Below are 15464 nucleotides of genomic sequence, written 5' to 3'. Positions count from 1 at the left end.
GTCAAGGTAACCCCGCCAGACCTGCTGCGCCAACCCCGATTGAACCCGGGCAAAAGTGGGTACAGGACACATATCGCGTGTCGGGACCAGGCACGATTGCCCTGCCTGTACCCGAAGGAAGTCATGATTCGTGTTGCCTCGGTTCCGTCCTCGCATGTCTACGTTCAGCATCTGCAGCCAGTGCTCGGCGACCGTACGGAGTTCACCTCGGAGCGCGTCGTGTTGCTGCCCGACCCTTCTCCAGTCCGCGTGGATGTACCCGGCCAATGGTGGCCGCCGCGGCTTCTCGACGCTCAGTGGCTCGCCGAGCAGAACGACGTCCAGTTCGACGTCCTGCACGTGCATTTCGGCTTCGAGTCCTTCGGTCCCGAAGAGCTCGCTCGGACCGTCGAACATCTACGTGCCAATCGGCAGGCCTTGGTTGTGACCGTTCATGATCTGCACAATCCCCACATCGCCGACAACGCCGATCATCTTCGGCAACTGGACGTTCTGGTTCCCGGAGCCGATGCGGTGATCACCCTGACCAAGGGCGCAGCCGCCTGGATCCGCGATCGATGGGGGGTGCGCGCGACGGTGGTAGAGCATCCGCACGTGGTGCCGCTCGAGCGAATGAAATCTGCTCGCCCGACAGCCGACTCGTTCGTCATCGGCGTCCACGCCAAGAACTTGCGGCCCAACATGGACCCGTTGGCGGTGATGGACGCAGTGGTCGAGGCCGCGAGGTCGCTGCCCGACGCGACGGTACGACTGGACGTCGACCAGGATGTGTTCGAGTCGACCAGCCATTGGTACAGCCCCACGATCGGCGCAAAGCTGCTGGACTACAACACGTTTCCCGACGTCGATGTTCGAGTGCACCGTCGGTTCGGTGACGACGAGCTGTGGGACTACCTCAGCGAGATCGACGTGTCGGTGCTGCCGTATCGATTCGGCACGCATTCGGGGTGGCTCGAGGCATGTCGCGACCTCGGAACGTCCGTGGTCGCTTCGAATTGCGGCTTCTATGCAGACCAAGGCCCGGTGCGCAGCTTCCGAATGGGAATCGATCACTTCGATGCAGCCGGCCTCGTCGCAGCCGTGCGGGCATCGTACGACGATCGAACGCCCGCACTCGATCCTGGCTTCCGCGCACGACAGAGAAGACGGATCGCCGAAACCCATGCAGCAATCTATTCAGCAGTGACAAAGGAGATGCGTTGAACGAGAAGCCACTTCGCATTGCGGTGCTGGCGTCATCGAGTTTTCCGGTGGCCCAGCCCTTCGCAGGCGGTCTGGAGGCACATGTCTACAACCTGGTCCGTGCGCTCACCGAGCGCGGACACCGGGTGAGTTTGTTCGCAGCGGACGGCTCCAGCGTCGACCTCGAGGCGACGCTGCTGCCGGTCCGCACCTTGGATCTGACGCCCATTTCCATTGCCGACGTCGCGATCACGCCGACTGCTATTCGGGAACACCACGCCTACCTGGCGGTCATGCTGGAACTGGCAGGCTCGCTGTCCGATTCCTTCGACATCGTGCACAACCACAGCCTGCACTACCTGCCGCTGGCGATGTCCTCGACCTTGCCGGTGCCGATGGTGACGACCCTGCACACGCCGCCGTTCGCCTGGTTGGAGTCGGCCGTGGCGCTGGCCCCTGCCGGGGCCAACACCTTCGCCGCAGTCAGTGAGTTCGCTGCCTCTCAATGGGCCGATGTCACCACCGGCACGGTGGTCATTCGTAACGGGATCTCACTGGAAGACTGGCCGTTCGGCAGTGGCGGCGATTACGTGGTGTGGTCCGGACGAGTGGTTCCCGAGAAGGGGCTGCATCTGGCCATCGCCGCGGCGAGGCTTGCGGGACGCTCGCTGCGCATCGCGGGTCCGCTGAGCAACCTCGACTACTTCCATGGAGTCGTCGAACCACTGCTCGACGACGATATTCGCTATGTCGGGCACCTCGATCAGCCCGCGTTGGCGGCGTTGGTGGCAGGAGCCGAGGTCGCGCTGGTGTCGCCGGTATGGTCCGAGCCGTACGGCCTGGTGGTGGCGGAAGCGCTGGCGTGCGGCACCCCCGTCGCCGCGTTCGCGCGCGGTGGTATTCCGGAGATCATCGACGCATCGTCGGGAGTCCTCGTGCCGGCCGACGACGTACAGGGTCTGGCCGCAGCGATCCCTCGGGCAGCTGCGCTGAACAGAAGCGACGTCAGGGCCCGCGCCGAAGTGGTGTGTTCGATGGATCGGATGGTCGACGAGTACGAGGCGCTGTACCACTCGACACTCGATGCGTCTGCAGACCCGATGGACGAGCGGCTCGTGTTCGCTTGATCGGCTACTACGCGCACCATCACGGGGTCGGTCACGTGACTCGCGCCGATTCCATCGCGCGTTCGTTGTCGGAACCGACGACCGTCCTGTCCTCGCGCACTCGACCACCAGGACACGCTGCGGCCCAATGGATTTCGTTACCGATCGATGTCGACGAGTTCACGGACCCTGCTGCGCAGCAGAGTTCGGCGGGCGGAGTGTTGCACTGGGCACCGCACGACGTGAACGGCCTGACCGAGCGAATGGCGATCATCGCGGAGTGGGTGGCGCGGGAGAAACCGTCGGCGGTAGTGGTGGACGTGTCGGTGGAAGTGGCGATGTTTCTGCGCCTCATGGGAGTTCGAGTGATCGTCATGGCGATTCCGGGGGAGCGGACGGACCCGGTCCACGGCCTCGCCTACCGGTCCGCGACGCACATCCTCGCTCCATGGTCACAGGAGATCTACGACCCGATCTGGCTGTTGCCCTATGCGGACAAGACCACGTTCTCGGGATCGATCAGTCGATACGCCGGACGCGAGCGGACCTCGATCTCGGTCGATCCGACGGTCGTGGTGTTGGGCGCGGCGGGCGGTACGTCGCTCACCCGCGATCTCGTGAACTCGTGGTCTGCAGTGGACGACCGATTCGAGTTCAGGGCCCTCGGTGTAGCCGGTGGTGATTGGGTCGACGACGTGTGGCCGGTGCTGTGCTCGGCATCGATCGTCGTCACGCACGCCGGGCAGAACGCCATCGCCGACGTCGCCGCATCGGGTGCGCCCGCCGTCGTCGTGCCGCAAACTCGACCCTTCGACGAGCAGGTGGCCACCGGCCGAGCCCTGGCCGACGGTGCGGTTGCCGAGGTACTCGATACGTGGCCGTCCGTCGCCCGGTGGCACGCCGCAGCGGACCGCGCACTCGGTCTCGGCGGCGACCGGTGGTCTGCGCTGCGTACCGACGGTGCGCCCGCACGCGCAGCTCGGGCCATCGAGCAAGCCGTGTCTAGGAAGGTTCTGCAGTGAGGATCGCGGTGGTCACCGTGGTGGCCGGTCGACACGAGCACCTGTCGGCTCAGGTGCGAGGTCTTCGAGACATCGCTGCGGAACAGCTCGAGGTGGACCGATTCGAGCACATCGTGGTGTCCATGGGCGACGACGCGGTTGCCGAGGTGCTCGCCAGAACCGGTTCGGCCGCAACCTGTCTCGAGATCCCCGTGCACGGAGCGCTGCCGCTCGCCCGCGCACGCAACGTCGGCGCGGCTGCTGCGCTGGACCGTGGCGCTGAATTGCTGGTGTTTCTCGATGTCGACTGCATCCCGGGACCGGCGCTGCTCGAGCGATACCGATGCGCGGCAGCGGCGTCGGGTAACGAGCGATCTCTGCTCTGTGGTCCGGTCACCTACTTGAAAGAACGCGACGTCGGAACCGAAGGACGGGCTCTGGCGGCACTAACCGGCCCGCACCCGGCGCGCCCGAACCCGCCGACCGGAACCGTCGAACACGGGGACAACTTCGATCTCTTCTGGTCGCTGTCGTTCGCCGTCACCGCCCCGACCTGGACCGAACTCGGTGGCTTCTGCGAGGACTACACCGGCTACGGCGGCGAGGACACCGATTTCGCTGCCACCGCGGTGGCGTCGGGCATGGGGTTGCGGTGGGTGGGTGGAGCGCACGCGTATCACCAATGGCATCCGGTTTCCAACCCTCCGGTCGAGCATCTCGACGACATCGTGGCCAACGCGCGCACGTTCTTCGATCGATGGGGTCGGTGGCCGATGGTCGGCTGGCTCGATGCCTTCGCGGCACGCGGACTCATCGAGTTCGGCAACCGAGGCATTCGGCGCGTCGCCTAGTCTGGTCGAACCTCAGGACCTAGGAGTCAGCCCGTGCCCCAGCCTTCAGTGCCGCTGCGTTCGCTCGGCTTCCTCACGATCGGATTGTTCGACGAAGCAGATCCTGCGCGCGGGCACGAATCGACGCTGAACATCATCGAACTCGGCGAGCAGCTGGGCTTCGACAGTGCGTGGCTTCGGCACCGTCATCTGCAGTACGGAATATCGTCACCGACAGCGGTCATGGCGGCTGCGTCGCAGCGAACCCACCGGATATCACTCGGCACGGCGGTGACCCCGCTGGGTTGGGAGAATCCCTTGCGTTTGGCCGAGGATCTCGCGACGGTCGATGTGCTGTCCGGTGGACGGATCAATCCCGGCGTCAGCGTCGGGCAACCGATGCAGTTCGAGCGTGTCAAGCATGCGCTGTATCCCGACACCGCCGACAAAGAAGATTTCGGATACGACCGGGTATCGAGGTTGCTCGGTTTCATTGCCGGTGAGCCGGCGTCGACCTGGTCGGGTATCGAGGGAATCGAGTCGTATTCCGATCGCGTACAACCGCATTCGCCCGGTCTGCGTAGCCGGATGTGGTACGGCGGAGCGAGTCTTCGGTCGGCGCAGTGGGCCGGTGAGAACGAGATGAACCTGTTGGTGAGCAGTGTGGTGCGCGCCGAAGAGTCGACCGATTTCGACGAGATCCAGCACTCGCACATCGAGCGGTTCCGGAAATTCCATCCGGCGGGGCGTGATGCGCGGGTGTCGCAGGGGCTGGTCGTCATTCCGACCGACAGCGCCGATGCCGCTCGGATTGCCAAGTACGAGGAGTACGTGCGCGGTCGATCGGCACGGACGCACGAGCCGCAGGGTCCGGCGCGCATGATGTTCGCACCCGACCTGATCGGTAGCTCGGATCACATTGCCGAGCAGCTGTATGCCAACGCATCGTTTCGCGAGGTGGACGAGGTGGCCTTCGCGCTGCCGTTCAGCTTCGACCATGAGGACTACGTACAGATTCTCACCGACATGGCGCAGAAATTGGGTCCGGCCCTGGGATGGACGCCCGCACAGCAATGAGGACGGTCGACCGCGCGGCCGACCGTCCTCATCGGGCTGAACCTGTGAACTATCCGCCGGTGATGGGCGAGTTGTACGCACACGGGATCGACTTCGTGGGGAAGCCCTTCGGATCCAGTGCGTTCTTCACGATTCCGATCGCGCGCTGCGAGACCGAGATCGACAGGTGGTCCGACAGGTCGATGCCGCAACCGTCCTGCAGGGTGACGTTGTTGACCGTGGCACCGGGGCCTGCGGTGAGGAACGTCGTCTTGTAGGGGGTAACCACTTCGTCGTACTTGGTGCCGATCACGGTGTACTTGATTCCGGGGTCGGTGTCACCGCCCACAGCCAAGGCCTTGACCAGCGGAGAGTCGATGACCTGGTCGGAGGCCGCGGGACCGGCGATGGCACCCACGACGCCGAGCACGTTCAGGCCGATGTTGTTGATGGTGCGACCGAGCGTGCCGATTCCGACCAGCGTGGTGCCGTGGTTCGAGCCGGCGACGCTGACGACGGTGTTCACCTTGTTCTTGGTGGGATCGGCCGGATTCGCGCCACCCTCGAAGCGAAGGTACTGGCGGGTGACGAGACCACCCTGGGAGTGACCGACGATGTCCACCTGCGCGGAGCCAGTAGCGGTGCGCACAGCGTCGATGTAGGTAGCGATTTCCTTGGCGCTCGAGGCGACGGAGTCGGTGCCGCGCAGCGACTTCAAATGTCCGGCGATGCTGGCGTCGGTGTCACCGTAGTTCAGCGCGAAGACACAGTAGCCTTCCTTCTTCAGCGCAGGTGACATCCGAGCGAAGTTGTTGAATGCGTTCTCCCAGGTGCCGTGCAGCAGGACAACCGGTCGTGGATGCGCTGCGGATGGCTTGCAGTTCCAGTCGTTGGCACCCTGCGGCGCGATGTCCGGGTTGACGACGCTGTACAGGAAGCCGGCGATGAAGTTGGTGAATACCGGGCCGGTTCCCTTCGTCTCGGTCTTCGGATCGTAGGTGCTGGTCGCCGGGAGAGCCGAGTCGAGACTCGGAGGAACGATGCCCTGGTCGGAGGCCTTGGGCGACGCCTCGGTCGGTGCGGGCGGGATGACGTCGTCGCCCTGCACTGTGGCGGGCGGCGCGGGAGCGGTGGTGGGCTGAGCCTGCGCTGCAACACCGGTACCGAGGGCAAGCGAGCACGCCATTGCCGCGATCATCGCAGCGCGCACCGTGGTGGCTTTCCGCGTTGCGCGGAAAGAGGACCGAGAAGTGGTCATGGAGCCTGACTTTCGACGAGGGTTGATGGACAAGTCGGAACAGTAAGCCTCGGTTTCGGGCAAACACGGCCTCCGGCCTGGCGTTTGGAATCTGCCCGTAACCGCCTCGTCATTTGTGAGAGAGCGTCACAAGTGATCTTGGGCACCTCGATTCAGGACGCGTTGCCGGATATATTGGTGAAAACAATCCGTAGGTTTGATTGTTGTTCTACGCTTCGTGTGTTCGTTCGGTCGTGCGCTTGTCAGGCGCGCAGCACGGTAGAGCGACGGGTGAGTTCGGTGCCACAGTCGAGTGGATGCCGGACCTGTGCGACGGATGTATGTGAAACGGGTTTCGATATCGAGGGGTGTAATCGGGTGACCGCGACAGAGAGCATGCACGTGCCACAGGAGGATTACGTGGGCGGGCGACGTGCATCCGATCGTTTGCGAACGCCCCGGGAGACGGCAGCCCGGATGTTGGATCAGTACATCGGGGAACCGGAAGACACTCCGCCGCCGCGGGACTGTGCTCGCGGTGAACTCGACGACATGACGACCACGTGCTGCGAACTGGCGACGGGTGTCCTCGAATCGGGTCGCCTACCGACGGCGGCAGCGATGGACATCTTTCGCGATGCGGCCACCAGGTGGGCCCGTGACGGTGTCCCACTGGGGCGGATCCAGCACGCGATCAACGAGGGCTGCGCACTGGGTCTGCGCACGGCACCGCGTTCGGTCGACGAGACTGCCGATGCTTCGGTGGCCGACGGCACCGTGCTGATCATGGAACTCCTGGACGCCGTCACCGAATCCGTGTCCGACGCCTATCTCGCCGAATTTCGCACGCTGACGCAGAACGGTCCTCGCCACGACGCCGAGCTACTCGACGCGCTGCTGACCGGCGACGGGACGGCCCGCAGGATTGCCGACCGAATGGGCGCGTTGCTCGCCGAGGACTATCACGTGGTGGCCCTGCACTTTCCGGCCCACGCGGACGACGGTGCTCGCCGGAGCGACGCCAGCATGATGGCAGCTCGCAAATTGCGAAAGATACATGCCGTGCTGGCGACCCTCGACGCGGAATGTGCGCCGATCGCATCCGTCAGCGCCACCGGCGGAACCGTGCTGTTGCCCGACATTCCCGGCGTCGACGTCGACGAACTGGTCGGTCGTTTCGCGGACGGCGGGCAGATAACCGTCATCGCGACCACAGCATCGGCAGCGATCGACGATATCGCAGCGACTGCGCCCCACCTGTACGAGCTGTTGAGTCTCGTTCGTCGGTTGCGATATGCGCCGGGAACGTATCGGATTTCGGATCTGGTGTTCGAGTACCAGGTGAGCAGGCCGGGCCTGGGCCGAAAGCACCTCGTGACATTGATCGATCCGCTGCGTGATTCGGTCGATCTGTTGCCGACCCTGCAGGCCTTCGTCGAATCGGACTCCAACCGAAAGAAGACGGCCACCTGGCTGACGGTGCACCCCAACACGGTCGACTATCGCCTCAAGCGGGTGGAGCAGCTCACCGGACTGGACCCGATGAAGCCGTCGGGACTGCGCCGACTGCACGCGGCTCTGATCGCGGACCGCCTCGAGGCCCGTCGTGCTCCGGTGGACGAGCGAATATCGTGACCGTCTCGGACGGCGCGGTACTGGCAGCGTCGGCGGCGCTCGATTCGGTCGAGTCGGTGGCAGCCATGTTTCAGCCCGTCGTCGAACTGTCGACCGGCGATGTCGTCGGATACGAGGCGCTGGCCAGGTGGCCATCACCCAGCCTGGCTGTTCCCGAGGCTGTCTTCGCCCTCGCCCGCGAGCGCGGCATGGTGGGCCGCGTCGACGTCGCCTGCCGCGCGGCCGCGCTGCGCGCGGCTCGAGAACACGCGTACTCGCGCAGAGTGCGCTTCTTTCTCAATATCGAGCCCGGCTGCTTCGTCGACGAACAGGACGTGAACACCCATCTGGATGCGATCGGCGATGATCTCGACGTGGTTCTCGAAATCACCGAGCGCGATCTCGACCGAAACGTGCCGATGTTGATGGCGTTGGTTCGAGGGGCCCGCGCCCGCGGAATGGCGGTGGCGATGGACGACGTCGGGGCGACCCCGGCGACGCTCGGTCTGCTTGCTTCGGTGAGGCCGGACATCGTCAAACTCGACGCATCGATCGTCCGGTCGCCGTACCGATCGCGGGCCGCAGTACGACAGATACGAGAGTATTTGCACTCGAGCGACGCAATTCTGCTGGCTGAAGGAATCGAAACTCGTCGGCATCTGCGTCGCGCATCGGCATTGGGCGCGACGCTGGGGCAGGGCTGGCTGTTCGGCCGGCCCATGCCTCTGCCGAATCCGTCGATCTGACGAGCCGGTCCCCACGCACACGAAACCCCGCACCTATCAGGTGCGGGGTTTCGTTGCTACGAACCGATCAGTTCGTGAACTTGTCCTTGATGTTGCCTGCGGCGTCGGAGACGTCGTCGCCGACCTGCTTGGTCTTGCCCGACGCCTGATCCTTTGCGCCCTCGGCAGCAAGATCGTCGTTGTCCGTCTTCTGGCCGATCTTTTCCTTGGCCTCGCCCACAAGCTCTTCGGCCTTGTGCTTCGCCTTGTCGATGAAATCAGCCATGTGAACTCCTCGAAATAGATTGTCGTACGTGTTCGCACCTTGCTATACCCACAATCGGACGCCCTAATCCCCGCGCGAGCATGGATTGTGCAGTAGTGATCGGGGTAAGCGCCGATCATGAACTCAGATCCCGACGAACAATCCCCTCAGGAGACACCCTCACCTGCGCATCGGCGACCCAACGGTGTGGACGACGCCACGGTGGCCGCGGTGGGCAAGATGTCCGAGGCGCTCGAATGCGTCGAGCGGGCTCGCGGACACCTCTATTCGTTCCATCAATTGATGGGGCATTCCGATCTGCTGCTGGGGGAAGCGGTGGACGCGCTCTCCGATGCGCATCACGACGACATCGCTCAGCGAATCGACGACGACATGATCGGCAGGAACATCGCGCCCGGACGCTGGACGTTCCAGCTCGTCGAGGAATTCGACGACGGCTACTGGAGTCCACTGCGCGAACACGAGCGGGCAGTGCGGGACGAGCTGCTCGACGGTCGACGCCACGTGTTCGAGGCCGAGATGAAGGAGCAGCGTCGCACGCACGGCCGACGAGGACACGAGGCGAGGCCGGCCGACTGACAGGGCTTCGAACGACATCGACCCCGCCGAAAACGGCGGGGTCGATGCTCGTAGAGTGCTGGCTTCTAGCCTGCTTGCTGCGCTGCGTCGACCTCACTGGAGGCGTTGGCGGTGGACAGCTGGCCACCGGAGTTCTCCAGGTGTGCGCGGACGAACCAGTGGAACAGCTCCAGCTGGGCGCTCTGGCCGATCAGCATGTCTTCGGTGATGGGGTCGATATCGCCGACCTCGTCGATGTTCTTGCGGGTGGTTTCGATGACGCCGGTGTACACGAGATCCAGCGCTCCGAGGTGCTCGATTGCCGTTGCGCGGCCGATCGAGTAGTCGTCCCACGTGCGCCCGGAGACGATGGCCCCCGGCGTGCCCTTCGCCGACGAGCCGAGGGTCGCGATGCGCTCGGCGACGTCGTCCGCGAAACCGCGCACTGCTTCGACCTGCGGATCCAGCATCTCGTGCACCGAGATGAAGTTGGGTCCGACGACATTCCAGTGAATGTGCTTGAGGGTGAGGTGCAGATCGTTGTACGCGTTCAATCGATCCTGCAAGATTTCGGCGACGCGCGCGCCCTTTTCCGAGGTGAGTCCGGGGACGGTGTACGAGTTCTTTTCAGCCATGTTCAGTGTTTGCCCCAACGTCTCGGAACACAAACATGCCCCGCCGAAGAACTCGGCGGGGCATGTGTCGAGCGGGGCTACGACTTGTCGAGCCTCGGTGTGTCCGGACCCGACGTCCCCGTGGACGAGGTGGTGCCGGCGGTGGAAGTGCCGTCCGTCGGATCGACGATCGGACTGTCGGCGGCCACCTTGTCGACGGCGTCGGCAGTGTCGTCCTCCGGCGGGGGATTCTTCAGGCTCAAGATGATCGAGCCTGCCAGGACCACGATGATGACCACCAGGCTGACCAGCGAAGGAATCTCGGGGATCGACGTGCTGATCACCTTGTGTCCGGCCTGGAGGATCAGCTTGACACCGATGAAGGCAAGGATGATCGCCAAGCCCTTGGACAGGTAGTGGAACTTTTCGAGCAGGCCCGCGAGCAGGAAGTACAGGGCGCGCAGACCGAGGATCGCGAAGGCGTTCGAGGAGTACACGATGAACGGGTCGTCGGTCACCGCCAGAACGGCGGGGACGCTGTCGACTGCGAACACCAGGTCGGCTGCCTCGATGGCGACCACAACGGCGAGTAGTGGCGTGGCCACGCGCTTGCCGGCCTCCTTGACGAAGAACTTGGTACCCGAGTACTCGTCCTGCACGGGGACGATCTTCTTCAGCATGCGCACCGCGATGGAGGTGCCGGGATCGTAGGAGTCGTCCTCGTCCTTCATCAGCTTCCATGCGCTGTAGAGCAGGATGGCAGCGAAGACGAACAGAACGGCGGCGAACTTGCTCACGATGGCCACACCGGCGGCCAAGAAGATGGCGCGGAAGACCAGGGCGCCGATCACACCGAAGAACAGCACGCGATGCTGGTACTCACGGGGAACCTTGAAGTAACCGAAGATCAGCGCGAAGACGAAGAGGTTGTCGACGGACAGACTCTTCTCCAGCAGCCAGGCCGTGGTGTATTCGACACCTGCCGTCGTACCGAGTGTGAAGAACACGACGATGCCGAAGACGATGGCCACGCCGACCCACAGGGCGCTCCACCATGCGGCTTCTTTGAACCCGATGATGTGCGCGCCGCGGTGAGCGAGCAGGTCGATTGCCAGCAGGATGAGGACGACGGCTCCGAAGGCCGCCCATGCCCACCACGGGACGACGTTCATGAACGACCACCCTTACCGGTGATCTTGCTGCCGAGTTGCTTCAACTTCGCCTGATTCTCGGGCTTGGTGGCGTATCGACGTACCTGATCGGCCATCTTCTTGCCCTGCGGGCTGCGAGCGAATGCGGTCAACTTCTGTGTCAACGACGACATCTGTCACACGCTCCTTCACGTTCTCGTCTGTCTGTTTCGGGGATACTGCTGTCGACGGTGGACCGTCGGTGGGTCTTTCCGCGGGTCGTTCTTCCGCGACTACTCCAGTGTGACTGTTCGGTTTCGTGCAGGCACGGTCGGTTTGCGGACATGTTTCGTGGAGATTTGTTGCCGGGTTCCGGCAATCAAGCCCGAAAAGGGTCACGAATCAGCGCGATGTCGCGGCCAGTCGAGCAACTTGGCACCGAGGACCGCCGTATGCAGCGCGAATGCCTCGACGGGGTTGCCCACATCCTGACCGGTCAAATCATGTACTCGGGACAATCTGTATGTGACCGCCCTCACAGACAAGTGCATGCGCCGGGCGGTCGACGCGGAATTCGAGCCGGTGTCGAAGTACACCTGCAGCGTCTCCAGCAACGGTCCTGCGCCACCGCGGGCTACCAGCAGCGGAGTGAGCAACGTGTCGACCAGATCGGCGATGGCGGCACGATCACTGATGAGAACCCGATAGACGAGCAGATCCCGTGCCTCGACGACAGGAGCGTCGAGTCCGAGCGCGGACGCCAGTTCGAGAGCATCGAGCGCCTCTCGGTACGACGCGGCGACGCCTGCTGCTCCGCTGCGCGAGCGCCCGACCCCCATCTGCGTCCTGCCGTATTCACCGCCGCGACGGAGGTCGACAGAGTCGCCGGGGTTGGGTGCGGACGTTCCGAGAATGTGCCCGGCTCGGGTGAGTACATGCTCGACGGCCTCGAGATCGGGTGCGGGGAAGACCAGAATCAACCGGCCTTGCTTGGTTGCGACGAGCAACTCGGCGTCGCCCTTGCTGCCCTGCACGCTGCGCTCGACGAGCCCGATCGCAGAACTCGCATCGGTGAAGGGCTTACTCGACGTGACCACCGCGACCGCATGCGGACTCGACAGGTCGAGTCCGAACGTCTGCGCGCGCCCGAGTACCCCCGCGACGTCGGACGTTCCCGAGAGCAGGTCGTCGACGAACTCTCGGCGGGCCAACACCTCGGCACGAACCAGCGTGCGACGGGCGAGTTGGTAGCCTTCGGCGAGTTCGGCCACTGCGTCGTCGACGGCCCGCAACATCACTTCGCCTGCTGTGACGACACCGGCGGGATTCTCGGCGGCTGCCGTTACCGCGGGAAGTTCTCGCCACAGCCGCCATGCCGAGGACAGATACAGGTCGAGCAGTGCGCGCAATGCCACTCCGGCGCGTGCGGCGGCATCGCCTTGCTCGCGGAATGCCCGCAGTTGTTGCCGTCGGAGTGGGACGCCTGCGTTCACCGCGTCGGTCAGGACGCCGAGGAAGTCGCCGAGGAACACGACGTCGAGGCCGCCGGCATCCGACGCAGCCAGCGCGGCGACCGTGTCGAGCGCTGCTGCGTCGTCCTGTGTGGCCATGTTTCGCTCGTCTCCCATCGGATCGAATGTCAATGGTAGGCGCCGCTGCGGCAGTGAAGAAACGAACCGATACGTCGATCGAGTCGTCGTGCGGCGTGTTCGGTGTGCGCGAGGCGCTGTCCGGGAGCACAATCAGCCGATCCGCACGTTCGCCTCCACGTTGGGAGAGCCGGCCATGACCGAGCCGAACAGACCCGCATCGAGTCTGCGATCACAGCTGCTGCGCAAGAAGCCGATCGTGGACCCCGATGAGCACGGGACCGGTGGGTTGGAACGCACCATCGGAACGTTTCAGCTGACGATGTTCGGTGTCGGTGCCACCATCGGCACCGGTATCTTCTTCGTACTGTCGCTTGCTGTTCCGGAGGCCGGCCCCGCGGTTGTGCTCTCGTTCCTGGCGGCGGGCATCGCAGCCGGTCTCGCCGCTATCTGCTACGCCGAGATGGCGTCGGCGGTACCGGTTTCCGGCTCCACCTACTCGTACGCGTACGTCACGATGGGCGAGGTGGTCGCGATGGGAGTCGCGGCCTGTCTGCTGCTCGAATACGGGGTGTCGAGCGCCGCCGTCGCCGTCGGCTGGAGTGGGTACCTCAACGAACTTCTGAACAATCTGTTCGGGTTCACCATCCCGCACGCGCTGTCCGCTGCGCCCGGTGACGCCGACCCCGGAGTGATGAACCTGCCCGCCGTGGTGCTCATCGTGCTCTGCGCCATTCTGCTCATTCGTGGGGCAAGTGAGTCCGCGGCCGTCAACGCCGTCATGGTCGTCATCAAGCTCGGTGTGCTCGCGCTGTTCGCGATCGTCGGATTCACCGCGTTCGACTCAGGCAATTTCTCGGACTTCATGCCACTGGGCGCGGCGGGTGTGACAGCGGCTGCGGGCACGATCTTCTTCTCGTTCATCGGACTCGATGCGGTGTCCACTGCGGGCGACGAGGTGAAGAATCCGCAGAAGACGATGCCCCGAGCCATCATCGCGGCATTGATCGTCGTCATCGTCTTCTATCTCGTGGTGGCCGTCGCCGCTCTCGGTACTCAGCCGTGGACCGCCTTCGCCGGGCAGGAGGAAGCAGGGTTGGCCGAGATTCTGCGCAATGTCACCGGGCAGGCCTGGCCGGCAACCATTCTGGCGGCAGGGGCCGTCATCTCGATCTTCTCGGTGACCCTGGTGACGATGTACGGGCAGACTCGCATTCTGTTCGCGATGGGCCGAGACGGCATGTTGCCGAAGGCTTTTGCCAAGGTCAGTCCGCGTACGCACACTCCGGTCAACAACACGATCGTGGTTGCGGTGATCATCTCGGTACTCGCGGCGTTCATTCCGTTGGACAAGTTGGCAGATCTGGTGTCGATCGGCACACTGGTCGCGTTCATCGTCGTCTCCATCGGTGTGATCGTCCTTCGGCGCTCCATGCCCGATCTCGAACGGCCGTTCAAGGTTCCGGGATATCCGGTGACTCCGGTGTTGTCGGTCCTGGCCTGTCTTTACATTCTCTCCGGTCTGCACTGGACCACGTGGTTCTGGTTCGGGCTCTGGCTCGCCGTGGTGTTGGCGTTCTACTACTTCTGGGGTCGACATCACTCGACGCTGCGCGGGGCGGAACAGGACGCGCGATGAGCGTCCTGATCGCCTTCGCTCCGGGAAAAGGCAGTGTGGGTGCCCTCGATCTCGGGGCTCAGCTCGCTCGATCGCTCGGAACCGAGATCGACGTGGCGACGGTTGTGCCCAAACCATGGTCGACGCCGTCGATGGCCCGGGTGGACGCGGAGTTCGCGAATTGGGCGGCCGCAACAGCATCGGAGTCGGAGGCGAAGGCGCGCCACTATCTGCAGGAGAGAGCGCCCGACATCAGCGCGACCTTCCATCGCCTCGCCCACCGATCGGTGTCGACGGCGCTCACCGAGGCGGCCGAGGAAACCGGAGCCGCGGTGCTGGTTCTCGGATCCTCGGGCGACGGTGCGCTGGGACAGGTGGTGGTGGGATCCACTGCGGACAAACTCCTGCATTCCTCGCCGGTGACCGTGGCACTGTCTCCGCGCGGCTATCGCATGCGCGACCGTGCGACTCTGACGAGGATCACCTGCGCGTTCTCCGGAGACAGTGAGGCCTCGCGGGTGGTCGGTCCCACCGCGGAGTTGGCCCGGCAAGCCAGCGTCGAACTGCGGTTGGCGTCGTTCGTCGTGCGCGGGGCAACGATGTACCCACCCGAAGTCGGATTGCGAGCCGAGGACGACGTTGCCGCCGAACTCGCCCGAGGGTTGCGAGAGGCGTTGACCGCGGCGGTCGACGACGCAGTGGAGGTGGGGCTTTCGGCCGACCAGGTGACCACCGAGTTGGCCTCGGCGGGTAGCTGGCGCGAGGCCCTCGACGAAGTGCACTGGCAGGACGGAGAAGTGCTGACCATCGGATCGTCGGGACCGTTGGGGCCCATCGCACGCGTGTTTCTCGGGTCTCGGGCCACGAAGATCATTCGTCATTCACCGGTGCCCATCCTGGTGTTACCGCGGCGGTGAC

Annotated in this window: 16 protein-coding genes; 10 read left to right on the top strand and 6 right to left on the bottom strand. The window is 64.3% G+C overall.

Annotation, left to right across the window (positions count from 1 at the left end; genetic code table 11):
* Positions 1-123: 123 nt before the first annotated feature.
* Genes ACFI9K_RS03150 through ACFI9K_RS03130 form a run of 5 tightly spaced genes read left to right on the top strand, consistent with a single transcriptional unit; the run spans position 124 to position 5196 of the window.
* The gene (locus ACFI9K_RS03150) at positions 124-1203 is read left to right on the top strand and encodes a glycosyltransferase family protein (RefSeq protein ID WP_462662197.1); all 1080 of its coding nucleotides are present in this window, start codon (positions 124-126) and stop codon (positions 1201-1203) included.
* Positions 1200-2309 (top strand): glycosyltransferase, encoded by a 1110-nt coding sequence (locus ACFI9K_RS03145; protein WP_462662196.1) that lies wholly within the window; start codon positions 1200-1202, stop codon positions 2307-2309. Before ACFI9K_RS03150 ends, ACFI9K_RS03145 begins: the two co-directional genes overlap by 4 nt.
* Positions 2310-2344: 35 nt before the next feature.
* A complete protein-coding gene (locus ACFI9K_RS03140) occupies positions 2345-3310 on the top strand; it encodes a glycosyltransferase (protein WP_462662195.1) in 966 nt (321 codons plus the stop codon).
* Positions 3307-4140: a glycosyltransferase family 2 protein gene (locus ACFI9K_RS03135; RefSeq protein WP_462662194.1), complete on the top strand. Its 834-nt coding sequence runs from the start codon at positions 3307-3309 to the stop codon at positions 4138-4140. Before ACFI9K_RS03140 ends, ACFI9K_RS03135 begins: the two co-directional genes overlap by 4 nt.
* A 33-nt stretch (positions 4141-4173) precedes the next feature.
* Positions 4174-5196, top strand: a complete 1023-nt coding sequence (locus ACFI9K_RS03130; RefSeq protein ID WP_462662193.1) for an LLM class flavin-dependent oxidoreductase — start codon at positions 4174-4176, stop codon at positions 5194-5196.
* Between the two features lie 49 nt (positions 5197-5245).
* Here the strand turns inward: ACFI9K_RS03130 and ACFI9K_RS03125 are convergent, their stop codons facing one another.
* A complete protein-coding gene (locus ACFI9K_RS03125) occupies positions 5246-6433 on the bottom strand; it encodes an esterase/lipase family protein (protein ID WP_462662192.1) in 1188 nt (395 codons plus the stop codon).
* A gap of 357 nt (positions 6434-6790) precedes the next feature.
* On the opposite strand from ACFI9K_RS03125, the gene ACFI9K_RS03120 reads away from it, so the two are divergent.
* Both ACFI9K_RS03120 and ACFI9K_RS03115 read left to right on the top strand, forming a co-directional pair.
* Complete coding sequence (locus ACFI9K_RS03120; protein ID WP_462662191.1) at positions 6791-8047, top strand: PucR family transcriptional regulator; 1257 nt, start codon at positions 6791-6793, stop codon at positions 8045-8047.
* Complete coding sequence (locus tag ACFI9K_RS03115; RefSeq protein ID WP_462662190.1) at positions 8044-8772, top strand: EAL domain-containing protein; 729 nt, start codon at positions 8044-8046, stop codon at positions 8770-8772. The genes ACFI9K_RS03120 and ACFI9K_RS03115 overlap by 4 nt, the downstream gene beginning before the upstream one ends.
* A 67-nt stretch (positions 8773-8839) precedes the next feature.
* On the opposite strand, the gene ACFI9K_RS03110 is transcribed toward ACFI9K_RS03115, so the two are convergent.
* Complete coding sequence (locus tag ACFI9K_RS03110) at positions 8840-9037, bottom strand: CsbD family protein (protein ID WP_222092760.1); 198 nt, start codon at positions 9035-9037, stop codon at positions 8840-8842.
* 117 nt (positions 9038-9154) lie between these two features.
* Between ACFI9K_RS03110 and ACFI9K_RS03105 the strand changes: the two genes are divergently transcribed.
* Positions 9155-9616, top strand: coding sequence for a hypothetical protein (locus tag ACFI9K_RS03105; protein WP_462662189.1), 462 nt, complete (start codon positions 9155-9157; stop codon positions 9614-9616).
* Positions 9617-9681: 65 nt separating this feature from the next.
* Here the strand turns inward: ACFI9K_RS03105 and ACFI9K_RS03100 are convergent, their stop codons facing one another.
* The 4 genes from ACFI9K_RS03100 to ACFI9K_RS03085 all read right to left on the bottom strand — a co-directional run bounded on the left by ACFI9K_RS03100 (position 9682) and on the right by ACFI9K_RS03085 (position 12949).
* Positions 9682-10230 (bottom strand): Dps family protein, encoded by a 549-nt coding sequence (locus ACFI9K_RS03100; protein ID WP_222092762.1) that lies wholly within the window; start codon positions 10228-10230, stop codon positions 9682-9684.
* Between the two features lie 77 nt (positions 10231-10307).
* Positions 10308-11381, bottom strand: coding sequence for a TerC family protein (locus ACFI9K_RS03095; RefSeq protein ID WP_462662188.1), 1074 nt, complete (start codon positions 11379-11381; stop codon positions 10308-10310).
* A complete protein-coding gene (locus tag ACFI9K_RS03090) occupies positions 11378-11533 on the bottom strand; it encodes a hypothetical protein (protein WP_222092764.1) in 156 nt (51 codons plus the stop codon). Before ACFI9K_RS03090 ends, ACFI9K_RS03095 begins: the two co-directional genes overlap by 4 nt.
* Positions 11534-11734: 201 nt before the next feature.
* Positions 11735-12949, bottom strand: coding sequence for a PucR family transcriptional regulator (locus ACFI9K_RS03085; RefSeq protein WP_462662187.1), 1215 nt, complete (start codon positions 12947-12949; stop codon positions 11735-11737).
* A gap of 175 nt (positions 12950-13124) precedes the next feature.
* Between ACFI9K_RS03085 and ACFI9K_RS03080 the strand changes: the two genes are divergently transcribed.
* Both ACFI9K_RS03080 and ACFI9K_RS03075 read left to right on the top strand, forming a co-directional pair.
* On the top strand, positions 13125-14567 hold the full coding sequence (locus ACFI9K_RS03080) for an amino acid permease (RefSeq protein ID WP_462662186.1): 1443 nt from the start codon (positions 13125-13127) through the stop codon (positions 14565-14567).
* Positions 14564-15463 (top strand): universal stress protein, encoded by a 900-nt coding sequence (locus ACFI9K_RS03075; protein WP_462662185.1) that lies wholly within the window; start codon positions 14564-14566, stop codon positions 15461-15463. Before ACFI9K_RS03080 ends, ACFI9K_RS03075 begins: the two co-directional genes overlap by 4 nt.
* Position 15464 lies beyond the last annotated feature (1 nt).

This window comes from Rhodococcus sp. PSi06, assembly GCF_054960675.1.
Note: the sequence above shows the minus strand (reverse complement) of the source record. Positions and strands in the feature narration are given on the sequence as shown.